We start from the raw sequence: 16,324 nt of genomic DNA, 5'->3' as shown, positions 1-16,324 counted from the left end.
CTCATATCGCTGGCTCAGTTTGCAGTTAGCATAACAGACCCCTGCGCCCCTTGGGAGAAGCTGTTAATATATATGTAATTGTTAATAGAGACGGAAAAATACCATGCGCCACCATGATGATGCCCCATCGCAAGATGAAGAAGATGATTGGGTCAGTAAAAGTCAATTAAAGCGAGAAAGCCTGGCTCTGCGAAAACTGGGGGCAACCTTAGTTAAACTTCAGCCTCATGAACTGGCTAAAGTGCCCTTAAATGAAGATATAAAAGAAGCGGTTGAGCTGGCTCATCGCCTGCACAATAAGCGTGAAGGCTTACGTCGCCATATGTCTTATTTGGGTAAACTGCTGCGCAACAGTGATGTCAGTGACATTGAAAAAGCCATTGCTGGCTTCGCACATAAAGACACCACGGCGAATGCTAAATTTCACAAGCTAGAGCTGTGGCGCGATCGTCTGATCAAAGAAGGTGACAAAGGCGTTAACGCTTTAATGTTTGAATATCGCCATCTTGATCGCCAAAAACTGCGCCAGCTGGCTCGTGTGGGTCGCAAAGAGCTTGCCGCTGGTTTACCACCTGTGGCCTATCGACAACTGTTTCAGTACTTAAAAGCCAATATTAAAGAAGAGTAAAAAAATAGCAGCAAGCTGAAAGCAAAACACCGCCTCTAATAAGGCGGTGTTTTTTTACATGAAATCTTGTACTTGAGCGTAACGCTGAGTGCAGTACTTTAATGCCCATAGCCCCAACGTGTGACTAAGCCATGCTCTAAGTCTAGGTGATCGAGAATACGTGCCACCATAAAATCAACTAAATCAGCGATGCTGGTGGGCTGGTGATAAAAGCCCGGCGACGCCGGCATAATGGTCACCCCAAGGTTAGCTAATTTAAGCATATTTTCTAAATGTAGCGCTGAGTAAGGAGATTCTCGCGGAACCACTATTAGCTGGCCCTTTTCTTTGATCACCACATCAGCCGCCCGCTCAATTAAATTATCTGACATGCCCATCGCAATCGACGCCACTGTGCCCATGGAGCAAGGACAAATCACCATACGCCGCGGCGCACCAGAGCCCGAGGCAACCGGCGAAAACCATTCTTCTTTACCGTATACTTTAAGCTGCGCAGCGCCAGCTTGATAACGCTCGCTTAATAACGCCGTGAGCGCCTCCGGCTTAGCCGGCCATTGCTCACCTTGCTCTGTGGCCATCACCACTCGCGCCGCACTCGACACCAACAAATGCACTTGCAGCCCAGCAGCCAATAACCGCTCTAATAGCAATAATGCATAAGGGGCTCCCGAGGCACCCGATAAGGCCAAGGTAATTTGCTTATCATGGGGATAATCCGCTGTACTCATATTATTTCTCCACAGGCTGAGTGAGTGCGGCTAGCAAGCGCTGATGAATACCACCAAAACCACCATTACTCATCACCAAAATATGATCATAAGGTTTAGCCGTGCTCACTAATGCCGCAATTAGCGCTTCCATATTTTCATACACTTGCCCCGCAGGGCAGGCTTTAGCAACGGCGTCTAAGTCCCATTCCAGCCCTGGTGGGCGAAACAAGTAAGTGGCATCGGCTAATTGCAATGAATCCGCTAACGGCTGCTGATGAATGCCCATTTTCATGGTATTAGATCGCGGCTCTAATACCGCCAATATTCGCCCACCTTGCGCAGGACGAGCCGTATTTACCTGTGCTGCTAAGCCCGCCAAAGTAGTGGCAATAGCCGTGGGGTGGTGAGCAAAATCATCCCACACCTTAATGTTATTAACTGTGCCCTTTAGCTCCATACGTCGCTTGGGCGAGACAAATAAGCATAACGACTTAATAGCCTCAACCACAGGCACGCCTGCATGACGCGCCGCTGCCAGCGCCATTAAGCCATTGTGCACGTTATGTAAGCCAATACAGCCCCAGTGCACCTCACCAACTTTTTTACCCTCAAGCAAAACCGCAAAGTGACTGCCATCGGCCTCTAACGCCTTAGCTTGCCACAGCCCTTCTTCGCCTAGGTATTCCACCTCACTCCAGCAGCCCATAGCTAATACCTGATTGAGTGCTGGGGTTTGGCTAGGAGTGAGCACTCGACCGTGGCCGGGAACCATGCGTAATAAATGATGAAACTGGCGCTGAATGGCCGCAAGATCGTCAAAAATGTCGGCATGATCGAACTCAAGATTATTTAAAATCAGCGTACTGGGCCGATAGTGTACAAACTTAGAGCGCTTATCAAAAAAAGCGCTGTCATATTCATCAGCTTCAATCACAAAAAAGGGAGCATCACCTAAACGGGCTGAGACATCAAAGTTACCAGGTACACCGCCAATCAGAAAGCCTGGGTTAAGGCCACAATCTTCTAAAATCCATGCCAGCATTCCCGCGGTCGTGGTTTTACCATGGGTGCCCGCCACCGCTAGCACCCAGCGGTCTTGCAACACGTGCTCTAGCAACCATTGTGGCCCAGAGGTATAAGGAATACGTTGATTAAGCACCGCTTCTACACAGGGGTTGCCCCGACTCATGGCGTTACCAATCACCACCAAATCGGGAGTGGGATCCAGTTGTGCAGGGTTATAACCTTCGATTAAACCAATGCCTTGCTCGGCAAGTTGCGTGCTCATCGGAGGATAGACATTGGCATCACTCCCTGTTACCTGATAGCCAAGCTGTTTGGCTAATACGGCTAAGCCGCCCATAAAGGTGCCGCAAATACCTAAGATATGAATATGCATGAAGGCTCTCTGTTGGTGTGAGGTTGGTATTCTAACAATCTGTTACCACTTTGGGCACTAGTGTGGCGATCTCTACGACAGTAGTTATAATATCATCGGATTAAAGATAATTAACCTCAATACCCCTTTGTATAACTAAAGCCAGCTCATCATGGTGCTCGCGTTAGTTATTCATTTTGTTACTCATAAGAGAAAGGAAGTGTCATGAGCCTGAATCAGGTACCTGCCGGAAAAAGCCTCCCAGAAGATATTTATGTAGTGATCGAAATTCCACAGAATGCCGATCCGATTAAATACGAAGTAGACAAAGACACAGGCGCCTTATTTGTAGACCGCTTTATGTCTACACCTATGTTTTACCCATGCAACTATGGCTATGTGAATAATACCTTGTCATTAGATGGTGACCCAGTAGATGTTTTGGTACACACCCCCTACCCACTAGAAGCGGGTTCAGTCATTCGCTGCCGTCCGGTTGGTGTATTAAACATGACCGACGAGTCGGGTGTTGACGCTAAAATTATTGCTGTACCTCACAGCAAGCTCAGCAAAGAGTATGAGCACATTCAAGATATCAGCGATGTGTCTGACTTGCTTAAAGCTCAGGTTCAGCACTTCTTTGAACATTACAAAGATTTAGAGTCTGGTAAGTGGGTGAAGTTAGACGGCTGGGGCGATAAAGCTGCGGCTGAAGCAGAGATTTTAGAATCTGCCGAGCGCTTTAATAAAGCCTAATTAACGAAGCTAACGCTAGCTGTAAAAGCCCCCAATAAACTGGGGGCTTTTTTATCTTTAGTGTACGGCGCTTAACGCTTCACCTTATCTATTGACAATTCATTAACATCATTTAGGCTAATAAAATTAATACTGGCTTGAGGGATGATTAATGGCGATAAAAATAGCCGTTTTGTTAACGTGTCTACCTTTTTTTACTTGGGCCCATAATCTCACATTACAGCAACCCATACCCGCTGTATCTGTCACTCATTTAGGTGAATTAACCCTTCACAACAACACCATAACGGCGCGTAATTGGCAGCTTAGTAAAGGAAAAGGCAAAGTACGCTTAATACAGCATATTGCCGGTCGTACCCGCGCTAAAGAGCTAAATGCTCCATTAATTGACGCCATTAAAGCCGCCAAGCTACCTCGAAATCGTTATCGGACCGTCACCATTATTAATGTCGATGATGCGCTATTTGGTACGTCAAGTTTTGTGCGCAGCAGCGCCAAAAGTAGTAAACGGGAATACCCTTGGTCATCTATCGTATTAGATGAAAACGCAGTAGTAGCACAGACATGGCAGTTAGCCGCTAAAAGCTCAGCTATTATTCTGTTAGATCAGCAAGATACAGTACTTTTTGCCAAAGAGGGGGCATTAACAAGTGAGCAGATAATGGAGGTAATGCAGCTGATTCAAGGTGCACTAAAAAATTAAAATAGTTAAGCTTGATCAAGGCCTTATGTTTTAAGGCTGCTTATTCTATGATGGTCATCAGGGTAGCCAAAATACCTAGGCTTGAGAGGTAACCAATTAACAATAACACCTTGGCCATGCTGGTTTTACCTTTAGGATGTTGTTGCATGTACATGCATAGCTCCGTCGAAAACTTCAGGCCTAATTTTAACATGAAAACAACATAGTTAACAATAGCAACTGATGAAGCCAAAAAACGCAACACTTGATAGCAAAGTAAGAAACCGCAAAGCCCTTTTGCTGCAATTAGCCGAACAAAGAGGCATTGCAGGCTTACTGCATGGCGATGCCAAAGTTAGTTTTGGTGAGCGTTTTACGGTGAGATTACAGCTCGATCAGGCCGCGCGACAAAAAAACCTAGAAACCATTATTGAACTGGCCAGCAAACAAGGCGGTGATGAAGTCGGCAATGAGCCCGACCCCGATTGGCTAAGCCATTACTTAAAACTGGCTGAAAATATTCGCCACCCTGCCATGCAGCAATTTTGGGCTAATATCCTGTCACAAGAAGTACTACACCCCGGTCATTGCTCTATTCAAGCCCTCAGCTGTTTACGCTATATGACACAAAAAGATGCCCTTTTACTGCAAAAGGCCAGTGCGTTAAGTTGTCACTTTGGTGATGATAACTTGCGGTTACTGTTTGGCTATCAATATAAAACCTTACTGCAAGGCCCACGCCAGCAGCGGTTAAACTTAGGCCGCTACCGTCTACCTTATGCCGGCCTATTGCAGCTCTCTGAGTTGGGCTTACTACATTTAGCAGAATTAGAGTCTGGGGAGCTATCGCTAACAGCCCCCTTAGCGGTTACGCTTAATACTCAACCCATGACGCTCTCCCCCCAAAGAAAGGGCGTGCGATTACTTTATTATCGTTTTACCACCACGGGTAACGAACTGGCACGCTTAATCACCGAAAACACGCCAACGGATTATCGTAACGACCTACAAGAGCTATTGGCCCCACTCGGCCAATTAAAGCTGTAATAACTGATTCAAGCCATCAGCCAAAAAACAGCGCCGCCAACGGCAAAGTTTGTTCCCCGATAGCAGACGGAGGCTGTCTTTACTTGGCTTGCCCCTCTCCCCCTAACACTTCCCTTTCACCTTCTTGTAAACAAAAAATACCGGAACAAGTCCGGCATAAAGGTGGTGCAATGGGGCTACTTTGGTTTATCTTTTTCTGACAGCTGAAAGCTTACCGCTTTCTTTTAAGCATATTGCTCTTGAGTCTGTGCCTGCTCCGCGGCTTTGCTATTAAACCAAGCCAACGAATCCGATAAGGCAGCCACTTCACCGATCACCATTAACGAGGGGCTCACGACTTGCTCAGCCAAGGCACTCAGTTCAATTAAACTGCCACTAATCACTCGCTGCTGTGGCGTAGTGCCACGCTCAATTAACGCAACCGGCGTACTGGGCGCTAAACCATGCTCGATAAGGCGCTGCTGAATATGCCCCGAGCGCATTAGCCCCATATAAATCACTAAGGTCTGACGGCTTTGTGCCAGTGATGCCCAATTAGGCTCTTTACCGTCTTGTTTACTGTGGCCAGTAATAAAGACCGCGCTTTGCGCATGATCACGATGGGTCAGTGGAATGCCCGCGTAGGCGGTAGCCCCCGCAGCGGCGGTAATGCCAGGAACAACTTGAAAAGGAATACCGGCGGCTTTTAATACTTGCAACTCTTCGGCGCCACGACCAAACATAAAAGGGTCGCCGCCTTTCAGGCGCACTACTCGCTTACCGTTCAATGCTTGCTTGACTAACAGTTGATTGATTTGATCTTGGGGCACGCTGTGGTGGCCGGCCTTCTTGCCCACCGAAATCAACTCGGCTTGTGGGCGGATCAGCGCCAAGATTTCCGGCGACACTAATTGGTCAAACAGCACCACTTCGGCCTTTTGTAATTCATTTAAGGCCTTAACGGTGAGTAGATCAGGATCCCCTGGACCCGCCCCCACCAAGATTACCTCGCCTACTTGCGGTTTAGCTATCGACTGCTTTAACCAGCGCTCGGCTTCGGCAATTTTCCCTTGGGCTAACAGATGATTAAGAGTGACGTCGTCGGCGGCGCGAGCCCAAAACCGACGACGCTCAGCAGGAGTCGCAAAGCTGCTTTGCACCTTGTGGCGAAACTTGCCTGCCACCCGACTTAGTGTGCCCCAGTGCTTGGGTAAAATAGCATCTAAGCGCGCACGTAATAACCGTGCCAGCCAAGGTGCATTACCACCGGTACTAAAAGCCACTTGTAGCGGTAAACGCTCAACAATAGAGGGAAAGATCACCGCAGAACGTTTGCTATCATCGGCTTTATTGACTAATAAGCCGCGCAAATTCGCTGCCTGATAGACACGGGCATTCACTTCAGTGCTATTGGTAGCGGCAACCACTAAGAATTGCTGCTCTAAATAGGCTTCATTAAATACATCATTTTGCCAAATAAACTGTGACTGTAATGCAGAGAGCTCAGGGCAAAGTTCAGGGGCAACAACCATTAGTCGTGCACCGCGCGCCAGTAATACCCGAGCCTTACGCGCCGCAACCGCACCTCCCCCCACAACCAAGCAAGGGCGGTGTTTAATTTTAATAAATAGGGGCAGGTGTTCCATAGTCGTTTCCACTCATACGTTGAAGTAGAGAGACTATAATAGATATGCAGTAGATCTCAAAAGAATAAATAATGACTTTTTATACCTAAAAGGAATATAAAGAAAGCAAAGCTGTACGCCATACGTTACAAATTAAGATAGTGTCGTTTGTGTGGCGCAAAGAAAGATACCGGAGCAAGTCCGGCATGACAATGCAGCAGAGACAGAGATGCTTTTAACTGACGGCTGACAGCTGACGGCTTAAAGCTATGTTTTAGCGATAAACTGGCGCAGTAAATCTTTCCACGACACCAAGCCGACCAGCTTGTCCTGCTCCATTACGGGTAAACAGCCAATATTATGCTCTAGCATAATACGCGCCGCACTTTCTAGGGTTGCAGCGCCGGTAATGGTAATCACATCTCGGCTCATCACCTGATGTACACGGCGCTGTAGGGTGTCTCGATCGCGCTCAACCTCAGCATCCGTGCCTAGATAAGGGCTGAGGGCACGGGTCATATCGGCATGACTAATAATACCGCATAAGACTTCTTGGCTATTAAGTACCAACAAATGACGAAAAGCAGACTGGGTAAAAATATCTTGCACCTGCGCTAACCGATCATCTTGATGAACAGTGGCAATACGCCGCGTCATTATCTCTTGAACTCGCATGCACTCTCCTGTTATCGGCTTATTGAACCAAGAAGCCTCACAGACTAGATACCACTGCCGTCCACTTCTTGTGATTCATGTAGGCCACATTCGCGCTTCATACCAAAGAAACGGGTATCAGCCTCAGACATACCGGGTTCCCACTTGGCGGTGGTTTGTACATCCCCTACAGAAACATATCCTTGTTCCCATAACGGATGATACGGTAAATCGAACTGCTTTAGGTAATAGTGCACGTCTTTATTGTTCCAGTCGATGATCGGCAAGAATTTAAAACGCCCCCCTTGTATTCCTAATACCTCTAAATTGCCCCGAGTTTCAGATTGGCTGCGACGCAGCCCCGAAAACCAAATACCGGCATCCAGCTCACGCAAGGCACGCTGCATGGGCTCAACCTTATTAATTTGGTTATAACGGCTTAGACCTTCTTCGCCCTGACACCATAACTGACCATAACGCGCTTCTTGCCAAGCTGCCGAATGGGTGGCTTGATAAACCTTAAGATTTAAGCCTAAACGCTCAGTCAATTCATCAATAAAACGATAGGTCTCAGGAAACAAATAACCGGTATCCGTTAAAATGACGGGAATATCGGCTTTAGCTTGAGTAACCAAATGCAGCATCACCGCAGCTTGAATACCAAAGCTTGACGACAACACGGGCGCACCTGGTAGATGCTCCAGTGCCCAGCGCACCCGTTCGGGCGCACTCATGGCAGCTAGATCTTGATTAAGCGGGGCCAGGGCCGCCGCTCGCTCAACGCTATTTAGACCGTTCAGCTCAGCTAAGCTGGGAAGTAAACTAGACTGCATAAAAGTCCCTTGCCGAGTCGATAACAGGGGCAATAATACCGGCACGGATCACAAAGTCACCAAAGCCTTCACCGCTATTTCGCTCAGCCGACCAGCGACCAATTAACTGATCCAGCTCTTCCATGATCTGACGGTCGGTAATGTTCTCTTTGTACATACGTGGAATACGGGTACCTTCACGGTTACCACCTAGGTGTAAGTTATAACGACCGGGCGCTTTACCCACTAAACCTACTTCGGCCAGCATGGCACGACCACAACCATTCGGGCAACCGGTGACACGAAAGATAATATTGTCATCAGTAATATTGTGCTTAGACAAATAGCCTTCTAGCTCGGTCACATATTCCGGCAACACCCGCTCCGATTCCGCCATGGCTAATGGGCAGGTGGGTAATGCAACACAAGCCATCGAGCTTTTACGCTGATCAGAAATGCTTTCTTCAATCAGGCCGTGCTCACGCGCCAGTTGTTCAATTTGAGCTTTATTCTCTGGTGGCACACCGGCAATAATTAAGTTTTGATTAGCGGTTAGACGAAAATCACCTTGGTGCACCTTAGCAATCTCACGCATGCCAGTTTTTAATGGCTTGCCCGGGTAATCTAGAATTCGGCCATTTTCAATAAACAGTGTTAAGTGCTGCTTACCATCAATACCGTCTACCCAACCAAAACGATCGCCACGGCTAGTAAACTCATACGGGCGAACTTCGGCAAACTCAATTCCAGCGCGCTTTTCTACTTCAGCCTTAAATACGTCGATACCAACGCGCTCAAGCGTGTATTTGGTTTTGGCGTTTTTACGCTCCACACGGTTGCCCATATCACGCTGCGTGGTCACCACTGCCTCAGCAATAGCGAGCGCATGAGAGACGGGAATAAAACCAAAGTCGGTAGCTTTACGTGGATAGGTCGCAGTATCACCGTGAGTCATGGCCAGACCACCGCCTACCAAGACGTTAAAGCCCACCAGCTTGCCGTGTTCGGCAATGGCCACAAAGTTTAAGTCGTTAGCGTGCACGTCCACATCGTTATGCGGCGGCACCACTACTGTGGTTTTAAACTTACGCGGCAAATAGGTCGAGCCTAAAATAGGCTCTTCATCTGGCGTGTCTAAGCGCTCGCCATCTAACCAAATTTCAACATAAGCACGGGTTTTCGGCAGTAAATGTTCAGAAATCCTCTTTGCCCACTCATAGGCTTCTTGGTGTAACTCAGACTCGACAGGGTTACTAGAGCACAGCACGTTACGGTTTACATCACCCGCAGTCGCAATGGAGTCAATGCCAGTACTGTTCAGGGTTTGGTGCATGTGCTTAATATCGCGCTTAAGCACACCATGAAACTGAAACGTTTGGCGAGTGGTGAGGCGAATACTGCCATAAATGCTGCTTTCTTCGGCAAACTTATCAATGACTAGCCATTGCTCTGGCTTAATAATGCCACCGGGTAGTCGGGCACGCAGCATCACATTGTGCAGTGGTTCCAGTTTTTGGGCGGTGCGCTCATTGCGAATATCCCGGTCATCTTGCTGATACATACCGTGTACACGGATCATCTGAAAGTTATCACCGGTAAAGCCACCGGTTAACTCATCTTGTAAGTCTTGCTCTATGGTGCCGCGTAAAAAGTTACTCTCGCGCTTCATGCGCTCGTTGTCAGATAGTTTTAATTCGCTCATTAGTACACATCCCTCTGGTAACGCTTAGCTACACGCAGCGCATCCACATATTCAGTCGCTTGTTCTTGGGTTTTCTTACCGTGCTCAGCCACAATATCAATTAAGGCATCGTGCACGTCTTTGGCCATCTTGTTAGCATCACCACACACATAAAAATGTGCGCCCTGCTCTAACCATTCATACACCTCGGCGCCTTGCTCACGTAACTTATGTTGTACGTAAATTTTTTCTTGCTGATCACGGCTAAAGGCCAATGAAATCTTATTTAATAAGCCAGACTTCACATAACGCTGCCATTCCAGCTGGTATAAAAAGTCTTGGGTAAAGTGTGGGTTGCCAAAGAATAACCAGTTTTGACCGCTAGCATCGCGAGTATCACGCTCTTGCATAAAGGCACGAAATGGCGCTATGCCCGTACCCGGCCCCACCATAATGATGGACGTGTCATCATTAGCAGGAAGGCGGAAGTTATCGTTATGCTCAACGAATACCCGTACTTGGCCGCCTTCTTCTAGGCGATCAGCTAAATACGCAGAAGCACCGCCATTGCGTGCCTCACTATCTTGCTCAAAACGCACTACCCCTACGGTTAAATGCACTTCGTCTTCAACTTCAGCCTGCGATGAGGCAATAGAGTATAAACGCGGCGTTAAGCGGCGCAGGCTGGCTTGCAGCTGCTCAGCGGTTAATGCACCTTGCTGCTCACGAGCAATATCTAAAATTTGGTGATTCGCACAATACTCACGCAGCGCCGCTTTATCTTCGACCAAGGCGCGTAACTTAGGCGCATCGGTGAGCTCGGCGTAAGATTGTACAAAGCTTGCATAACCTTGGGTTAATTCGTAGTCGTTAATCAGCGCTTCGCGAATAGTCACGGTTTGCTCGTTGACTATCACTTCACTGCTGGCGTCTACCCCAGTTTGTGCCAGCACAGCATCAACGAGCTGCTCGTCGTTACTAAACCACACGCCTAACGCATCGCCGGGCTGATAGGTTAAGTCTGAACCTTCGAGTGAGATCTCGAAATGGCGTACATCGCGATCGGAATCACGACCAGTAATGGCTTGATTAGTCAGCAATTCGGCGGCAAAGGGGTGCTTTTTGTTATAAAGACTGGTGGCGCCTTCGGTCAGTGGCACCACAGGAGCGACATCATTGGCAGCTTCGCCTTTTAACGCGTCTTTAACTAAATCAACCGCTTCTTGGCTCCACTTTTCGCAGACTTCTTCATAATCAACGTCAGCATCGAGGCGCCCTAACAGCGGTTTGGCGCCGGCTTTACTGAGATATTCATCAAAGTCTTTACCGGTTTGGCAATAAAACTCATAAGAAGAGTCACCTAAACCAATCACACCATACTGAAGACCATCGAGTTTACCGGCTTTGCCTGCTTTTAATTCTTTATGAAACTGAATGGCATCATCCGGTGCTTCGCCTTCGCCATTAGTACTGGCAACAATCAGCACATGGGTCTCTTTTTTCAGCTGACGTACTTTATAGTCACCAGCACTCACCAGCTTAACCGCCACACCATTAGCACTCGCTTTGGCTTGCAGCTCTTCGGCAACGCCTTTGGCATTACCGGTTTGTGAGGCATGAATAATCGTCAAGGTGCCTGCAGGTTGAGCATTGGCTTGCGGGGCGGGTGCCGCGATTCCTGCGGGTTGTTGGCTGATGCCGTAAAAATAACCGCTCACCCACGCAAGTTGAGTCGCACTTAACTCGGCTGCCACCTGAGTAAGCTTATGGACTTGTTGTTCGTTTAGCGGGCTGGCAGACGCCGCGAGTTCTTTTAACAGCATGACATTCACTTCCACTTTTCCAGATACATATAGCATAAACGAGCCAGAGGCAAACAAGAAAGAATAAAGAAGAATTTTTTATACCCTAAAGGCATAACTAAGAAAGGACAGCTGTCAACGGCAAGTCTTAAGCGGTCAGCTAAAAATAAATACGCCCTGTATTGGGTTTTAGCTGATCGCTGACAGCTTACCGTTTTTTTGCCCCTAAAAGGGGCAAAAAAAAGGCCCCCTTGCGGGAGCCTTTGTTATCAGCGAGTCGAGATATATTGCTTGTTACTTATCTGTTGCGTTCAACAGGTTAGCCAGATTCTGCTCGGCTTCATCTGCCGATACTGCCACTGCTTGATCTGTAGAGCGCTGAGCGTTGCGCGACTGATGATAGGCAAAACCCGTACCTGCCGGTACTAGGCGACCTACAATCACGTTTTCTTTCAAGCCACGTAGGTTATCTACCTTGCCAGAAACAGCCGCTTCAGTCAGTACTCGAGTCGTCTCTTGGAAAGAGGCCGCCGAGATGAAAGATTCAGTGCTCAAAGACGCCTTAGTAATACCCATCAATACATGACGGTATTCCACTGGCTGCTTGCCTTCTGCTTCTAGGGCACGATTCGCTTGGCGAATACGAACCACTTCAGCCTGTTCGCCGTTTATAAACTCAGAATCACCCGAGTTAATAATTTCGGCACGACGCAGCATTTGACGCACAATTGTTTCAATGTGCTTATCGTTGATCTTAACGCCCTGCAAGCGGTAAACCTCTTGCACCTCGTTCACAATATAGTTGGCAACGGGGCTAATGCCACGTAAGCGCAAGATATCGTGGGCTGATTCAGGACCATCGGCCAGAACTTCGCCTTTTTCAACCTTCTCACCTTCAAAGACGTTCACATGACGCCATTTGTGGATCATCTCTTCAAAGGCTTCACCACCGTCTAACGGCGTGATTACCAAGCGACGCTTGCCTTTGGTTTCTTTACCAAACGAAATGGTACCGGAGATTTCCGCCAAAATGGCAGGTTCTTTCGGTAAACGTGCTTCAAACAAGTCGGCCACACGTGGTAGACCACCGGTAATATCTTTAGTACCACCAGACTCTTGCGGAATACGTGCAACCGCATCACCCACGTTTACCACAGCGCCGTCATCGAGACTCACGATGGCACGACCGGGTAAGAAGTACATGGCAGACAAGTCGGTGCCAGGAATAAACACATCGTTACCGTTATCGTCAATTAACTTAACGGTAGGACGCAAGTCTTTACCTGAAGCCGGACGCTCATTCACATCCATCACTACTATGCTAGACAGACCGGTGAGCTCATCGGTTTGACGACTAATGGTGACACCATCAATCATATCGATAAACTTAACGTGACCGGCTACCTCAGTAACAATGGGGTGCGTATGCGGGTCCCAAGTAGCCACTACTTGGCCGACTTGCACCTGCTCGCCTTCGGCTTGATCCAACAAAGCACCATACGGCAGTTTGTGGTTCTCGCGAGTTTGACCCATTTCATCAAGAATGGTCAGCTCAGACGAACGGGATACAATTACCGTCTTGCCATCACTGTTTGTGACCACTTTCGCGTTGATCAAGTTAACAGTACCGGCGTTTTTCACCTGAATGCTGTTTTCTGCCGCCGCTCGAGATGCCGCACCACCAATGTGGAAAGTACGCATGGTAAGCTGAGTTCCCGGCTCACCAATCGACTGAGCAGCAATAACACCCACGGCCTCGCCTTTGTTAACCAAGTGGCCACGGGCCAAGTCTCGGCCGTAACAATGCGCACATACACCTTGATCGTTATCACAAGTAATAACAGAGCGTACTTTCACACGGTCAACTGAGCTTTCTTCTAGCTCGTCACACCACTTCTCATCAAGCAGGGTGTTACGCGCCACCAAGATTTCGTCTTCAGTACCCGGGCGAACCACATCTTCTGCCACCACTCGACCTAGTACACGCTCACGCAATGGCTCAACTACGTCACCACCTTCGATCAGGGAGCTAATCCACAGACCGTCGAACGTGCCACAGTCATCAGAGGTGATCACTAAGTCTTGCGCTACGTCTACCAGACGACGAGTCAGGTAACCAGAGTTAGCTGTCTTCAATGCGGTATCCGCTAGACCCTTACGCGCACCGTGCGTGGAGTTAAAGTACTGGAGTACGTTCAAGCCTTCACGGAAGTTCGCAATAATGGGGGTTTCGATGATGGAACCATCTGGTTTCGCCATCAAACCACGCATACCTGCAAGCTGTCGGATCTGAGCGGCACTACCACGCGCGCCTGAGTCAGCCATCATATAGATGCTGTTAAAGGAGTCTTGCAGTACAGTGTTACCTTCTGCGTCAACCACTTCGTCTTGCGACAAGTTATCCATCATAGCTTTAGACACACGCTCGTTGGCGCTGGCCCAAATATCGATAACTTTGTTGTAACGCTCACCGGCAGTAACTAGACCTGACTGGAACTGATCTTGAATTTCGGTCACTTCCGCTTCAGCTTCATCAATGATGTGCTTCTTCGCATCAGGAATAACCATGTCGTTGATACCAACAGACACACCTGACAGCGTTGCGTAATGGAAACCGGTATACATCAGTTGGTCTGCAAAGATAACAGAATCTTTGAGGCCCAAACGACGATAACAAGCGTTCATCAACTTAGAGATCTGCTTTTTGGTCATGTCGTGATCGATCATGCTATAAGGCAAGCCTTTAGGCACAATCAAGCTCAAGATGGCACGACCTACAGTGGTATCACGGATAGCCGTGGTTTCTACCTCTGTGCCGTCTTCTTGGCGCTCAAAGTCGGTAATACGAATTTTTACCTTGGCATGCAATTCAGCATGGCCGGCACGGTATACTTTTTCCGCTTCTTTGGCGCTGGTTAGCAACATGCCTTCGCCTTTGGCGTTCACCTTTTCACGGGTCATGTAATACAGACCCAGTACCACGTCTTGCGAGGGTACTATGATAGGCTCACCGTTTGCGGGCGACAGTATGTTGTTGGTAGACATCATTAACGCACGCGCTTCAAGCTGTGCTTCTATGGTCAATGGCAAGTGCACTGCCATTTGGTCACCATCAAAGTCAGCGTTATAAGCCGCACACACCAGTGGGTGCAACTGAATCGCTTTACCTTCGATCAACACTGGCTCAAACGCCTGTATACCCAAACGGTGCAAGGTAGGTGCACGGTTCAGTAATACCGGATGTTCGCGGATCACATCGTCTAGGATATCCCAAACCACGGCTTCTTCGCGCTCAACCATCTTCTTGGCCGCTTTAATCGTGGTGGCGAGACCACGGGATTCCAGCTTGCCGTAAATGAAAGGTTTGAACAGCTCAAGTGCCATTTTCTTCGGCAGACCACACTGGTGTAAACGCAGTGTTGGGCCGACAACGATCACCGAACGGCCGGAGTAGTCAACACGCTTACCCAACAAGTTCTGACGGAAACGACCCTGCTTACCCTTGATCATATCAGCCAAGGATTTTAGAGGACGCTTGTTAGAACCGGTAATGGCACGACCGCGACGACCGTTGTCCAGCAGCGCATCCACAGACTCTTGCAGCATACGCTTTTCGTTGCGCACAATAATATCCGGCGCGGCAAGATCCAGTAGGCGCTTCAAACGGTTATTACGGTTGATCACGCGACGATATAAATCGTTCAAGTCTGAAGTGGCAAAACGACCGCCATCTAGTGGTACCAAAGGACGCAAATCCGGTGGTAATACAGGCAATACGCTCATTACCATCCACTCGGGCTTGTTGCCTGAGCCGTGGAAAGCTTCCATTAACTTGAAACGCTTAGTAATTTTCTTACGCTTGGTTTCTGAGTTGGTTTGACCCAGCTCTTCACGCATAGCGTCAATTTCGCTTTCTAGGTCAATTTCACGCAGCAAGGCCAGTACCGCTTCGGCACCCATCTTGGCGTCAAACTCATCGCCCCACTCTTCTAGCGCATCCAAATACTGCTCTTCAGACAGCATTTGACCACGCTCAAGGCTAGTCATACCGGGCTCGATAACCACAAACGATTCGAAATACAACACGCGCTCAATATCACGCAGTGTCATATCCAGCAACAAACCAATACGGCTTGGCAAGGATTTCAAGAACCAAATGTGGGCAACAGGACTGGCCAATTCAATATGGCCCATGCGCTCACGGCGCACTTTGGTCTGGGTAACTTCAACGCCACATTTTTCGCAGATCACACCACGATGCTTAAGGCGCTTATACTTACCACACAGACACTCATAGTCCTTGACCGGACCAAAAATCCGGGCACAGAAAAGACCGTCACGCTCCGGCTTGAAGGTACGGTAGTTAATAGTCTCAGGCTTTTTGACCTCGCCAAAAGACCAAGAGCGGATCATGTCTGGGGATGCCAGACCAATTTTGATCCCATCAAACTCTTCTGTCTTATTCTGCGCTTTCAAAAACTTAAGTAAGTCTTTCACGTTAGTCTCCTGTGAGGAGTTCTACCTAGGTGCCCCGGCATAAGCAAGGGCACCGTTATTTCTCGGGCAGTCT

The 16,324-nt window shown here is 48.4% G+C and carries 12 protein-coding genes; 4 read left to right on the top strand and 8 right to left on the bottom strand.

All coding sequences use genetic code 11. The features are described 5' to 3' along the window. Nucleotides 1-103: 103 nt before the first annotated feature. Nucleotides 104-628 carry a ribosome biogenesis factor YjgA gene (gene yjgA / locus J3U76_RS06355; RefSeq protein WP_208005088.1) on the top strand — a complete coding sequence of 175 codons (525 nt, stop codon included), beginning with the start codon at nt 104-106 and terminating at the stop codon, nt 626-628. 98 nt (nt 629-726) lie between these two features. Here yjgA and J3U76_RS06350 read toward each other — a convergent pair whose 3' ends face one another. Both J3U76_RS06350 and mpl read right to left on the bottom strand, forming a co-directional pair. Next, nucleotides 727-1,356, bottom strand: a complete 630-nt coding sequence (locus J3U76_RS06350; RefSeq protein WP_208005087.1) for a flavin prenyltransferase UbiX — start codon at nt 1,354-1,356, stop codon at nt 727-729. Between the two features lies 1 nt (nt 1,357). Further along, on the bottom strand, nt 1,358-2,737 hold the full coding sequence (gene mpl / locus J3U76_RS06345; RefSeq protein ID WP_208005086.1) for a UDP-N-acetylmuramate:L-alanyl-gamma-D-glutamyl-meso-diaminopimelate ligase: 1,380 nt from the start codon (nt 2,735-2,737) through the stop codon (nt 1,358-1,360). A gap of 204 nt (nt 2,738-2,941) precedes the next feature. Here mpl and ppa point away from each other — a divergent pair, with 204 nt between their 5' ends. From ppa to J3U76_RS06330, 3 genes are all read left to right on the top strand, one after another. Further along, on the top strand, nt 2,942-3,472 hold the full coding sequence (gene ppa / locus J3U76_RS06340) for an inorganic diphosphatase (protein ID WP_208005085.1): 531 nt from the start codon (nt 2,942-2,944) through the stop codon (nt 3,470-3,472). A gap of 151 nt (nt 3,473-3,623) precedes the next feature. Further along, on the top strand, nt 3,624-4,175 hold the full coding sequence (locus J3U76_RS06335) for a YtfJ family protein (protein ID WP_208005084.1): 552 nt from the start codon (nt 3,624-3,626) through the stop codon (nt 4,173-4,175). Nucleotides 4,176-4,397: 222 nt separating this feature from the next. Beyond that, complete coding sequence (locus J3U76_RS06330; RefSeq protein WP_208005083.1) at nt 4,398-5,201, top strand: TIGR03899 family protein; 804 nt, start codon at nt 4,398-4,400, stop codon at nt 5,199-5,201. Nucleotides 5,202-5,425: 224 nt separating this feature from the next. Here the strand turns inward: J3U76_RS06330 and cysG are convergent, their stop codons facing one another. The 6 genes from cysG to rpoC form a co-directional block, all read right to left on the bottom strand. After that, nucleotides 5,426-6,826, bottom strand: a complete 1,401-nt coding sequence (cysG, locus tag J3U76_RS06325; protein WP_208005082.1) for a siroheme synthase CysG — start codon at nt 6,824-6,826, stop codon at nt 5,426-5,428. A 246-nt stretch (nt 6,827-7,072) separates the two neighbouring features. Next, nucleotides 7,073-7,480: a CBS domain-containing protein gene (locus J3U76_RS06320; protein WP_208005081.1), complete on the bottom strand. Its 408-nt coding sequence runs from the start codon at nt 7,478-7,480 to the stop codon at nt 7,073-7,075. Nucleotides 7,481-7,524: 44 nt separating this feature from the next. Then, nucleotides 7,525-8,292 carry a phosphoadenylyl-sulfate reductase gene (locus J3U76_RS06315; RefSeq protein ID WP_208005080.1) on the bottom strand — a complete coding sequence of 256 codons (768 nt, stop codon included), beginning with the start codon at nt 8,290-8,292 and terminating at the stop codon, nt 7,525-7,527. Further along, complete coding sequence (gene cysI, locus J3U76_RS06310) at nt 8,282-9,973, bottom strand: assimilatory sulfite reductase (NADPH) hemoprotein subunit (protein WP_208005079.1); 1,692 nt, start codon at nt 9,971-9,973, stop codon at nt 8,282-8,284. Before cysI ends, J3U76_RS06315 begins: the two co-directional genes overlap by 11 nt. Then, nucleotides 9,973-11,775 (bottom strand): assimilatory sulfite reductase (NADPH) flavoprotein subunit, encoded by a 1,803-nt coding sequence (locus J3U76_RS06305; protein WP_208005078.1) that lies wholly within the window; start codon nt 11,773-11,775, stop codon nt 9,973-9,975. Before J3U76_RS06305 ends, cysI begins: the two co-directional genes overlap by 1 nt. Nucleotides 11,776-12,048: 273 nt before the next feature. Then, nucleotides 12,049-16,251, bottom strand: coding sequence for a DNA-directed RNA polymerase subunit beta' (gene rpoC, locus J3U76_RS06300; protein ID WP_208005077.1), 4,203 nt, complete (start codon nt 16,249-16,251; stop codon nt 12,049-12,051). Nucleotides 16,252-16,324 lie beyond the last annotated feature (73 nt).

Origin of the sequence: Oceanisphaera pacifica, assembly GCF_017498065.1 — a bacterium.
Classification (GTDB): Bacteria; Pseudomonadota; Gammaproteobacteria; order Enterobacterales; family Aeromonadaceae; genus Oceanimonas; species Oceanimonas pacifica.
The sequence above is the reverse complement of the archived record's forward strand: the minus strand, read 5'-3'. Positions and strand labels throughout refer to the sequence as shown.